Here is a 1,357-nt window from a genome sequence, read left to right on the forward strand (position 1 = left end):
TGGGACCCGGAGGACCCCGGTGACGTCGACGCGTGGCTGCGCGGGCACGCCGACGAGGACTTCCGGCGCTGGAACACCCCGCTGCGGACGATCACCGACCTCGCGAGTGCCCGGGCCGCGCTGGAGGCGAGGGCGGCGGACATGTCCGCCGGCACGGGCATGACCTTCTGCGTCACGGACGCGGCCGACGGGGCGGTCCTCGGCCAGATCGGCGTCCACGCGATCGACCGGGTGATCAGCGTGGCCCGGGTCGGCTACTGGGTCCTCCCGGAGGCCCGCGGCCGCCACGTCGCCACCCGCTCCCTCCTCCTCGCGTCCCACTGGGCCTTCACCGACCTCGGCCTCCACCGCCTGGAACTCGGCCACGCCCTGGGCCACGAGGCGTCCTGCCGCATAGCGGAACACTGCGGATTCCGCCCCGAGGGCACGCTACGAGGCGCGATGTGGCAGGCCAACCGCCGCGACGCGTACCGAGACGTCCACCTCCACGGCCGCCTGTCCACGGACGGGGAGCCGGAGGTGTCGTGAGCGGGGGGCGCTCGTTCGGGTGAGCGCGGTGCCGGACGCGGCGAATGCGGTAGCTGCCGACGTACTTTCGACGCCATGCCCCCAGAGAACCCTGTCCCCTTCCCGTGGGTCCGCTTCCTGCCCGAGGCTGACGTCCAGGTCTTCACCGCCGAACTCTCCGACGCGTTGGGGGCGCCGGACTCCGCCGACAAGGACGCGTCCATCGCCCAACTCCTCACCGCCTGGCAGCACACGGCGGAGATCCACGCCGACCCCGAGCTATTGGCCGCGCTGACCAGGGACGCGGGTCAGGATTAACTGCCCTGGCGAGCACTGCCGTTCACAGCAGGTGGTCGGCTTTGCCTGCCTTGATGTTGAGGATGAGGGCGCGGAGGGCTTCGTGGGTGTCGGTGAGGGGGGTGTCTTCCTGGCCGGTGACGGCTATGTAGGCGTTGCCTGCGGGGTCGGTGCCTATGCGGAAGCAGTTCGCGCCCTCGGCGCAGTAGGGGTCTTCCCAGGTGATCTGGTTCATGGGGGCTCCTCAGAGGTCGCCTGCGAAGCGGTGCATGAAGTCACGGGAGTCGGCCGGGGACAAGGACGCCGACTCCATCCAGTCCAGGTGCGAGCGGTACTTGTCGAGCTGGGACTGTCCGTGCAGGAACTCGGGACCGTGCGCCGAGTCCAGTTCCACGGTGTCTAGTTGAGGTACCGGGCCCTCCGCGTAGATCACGGCCTGTCCGGCGCCGGGGAAGGCTCCGGCACGGAAAGGGATGACCCGTACGTCGATGTTCTCGCTCTCGGACAGCTCGCAGAGCTGATCGAGCTGGGCCCGCATGACCTTGGCGCCGCC

4 protein-coding genes are annotated in these 1,357 nt (G+C 70.1%); 2 read left to right on the forward strand and 2 right to left on the reverse strand.

Annotated features, from left to right (window positions below; genetic code table 11):
* Together ACFY9I_RS42480 and ACFY9I_RS42485 are read left to right on the forward strand one after the other, a co-directional pair.
* Positions 1-528, forward strand: a 528-nt coding sequence (locus tag ACFY9I_RS42480) for a GNAT family N-acetyltransferase (RefSeq protein WP_391012897.1), incomplete at its 5' end; no start/stop codon positions are given.
* 75 nt (positions 529-603) lie between these two features.
* Positions 604-825, forward strand: a complete 222-nt coding sequence (locus tag ACFY9I_RS42485; RefSeq protein WP_179123285.1) for a hypothetical protein — start codon at positions 604-606, stop codon at positions 823-825.
* 22 nt (positions 826-847) lie between these two features.
* Here ACFY9I_RS42485 and ACFY9I_RS42490 read toward each other — a convergent pair whose 3' ends face one another.
* The gene (locus ACFY9I_RS42490) at positions 848-1,039 is read right to left on the reverse strand and encodes a hypothetical protein (protein WP_359540190.1); all 192 of its coding nucleotides are present in this window, start codon (positions 1,037-1,039) and stop codon (positions 848-850) included.
* 9 nt (positions 1,040-1,048) lie between these two features.
* A partial coding sequence (locus tag ACFY9I_RS42495; protein ID WP_391012900.1) for a Scr1 family TA system antitoxin-like transcriptional regulator occupies positions 1,049-1,357 on the reverse strand: 309 nt, incomplete at its 5' end.

Origin of the sequence: Streptomyces sp. NPDC012510, assembly GCF_042955065.1 — a bacterium.
Classification (GTDB): Bacteria; Actinomycetota; Actinomycetes; order Streptomycetales; family Streptomycetaceae; genus Streptomyces.

What these genes read in the sequence shown, in the direction of transcription:
- ACFY9I_RS42485 (WP_179123285.1), top strand. Translation starts at nt 604, where the DNA reads ATGCCCCCAGAGAACCCTGTCCCCTTCCCGTGGGTCCGCTTCCTGCCC.
- ACFY9I_RS42490 (WP_359540190.1), bottom strand. Translation starts at nt 1,039, where the DNA reads ATGAACCAGATCACCTGGGAAGACCCCTACTGCGCCGAGGGCGCGAAC.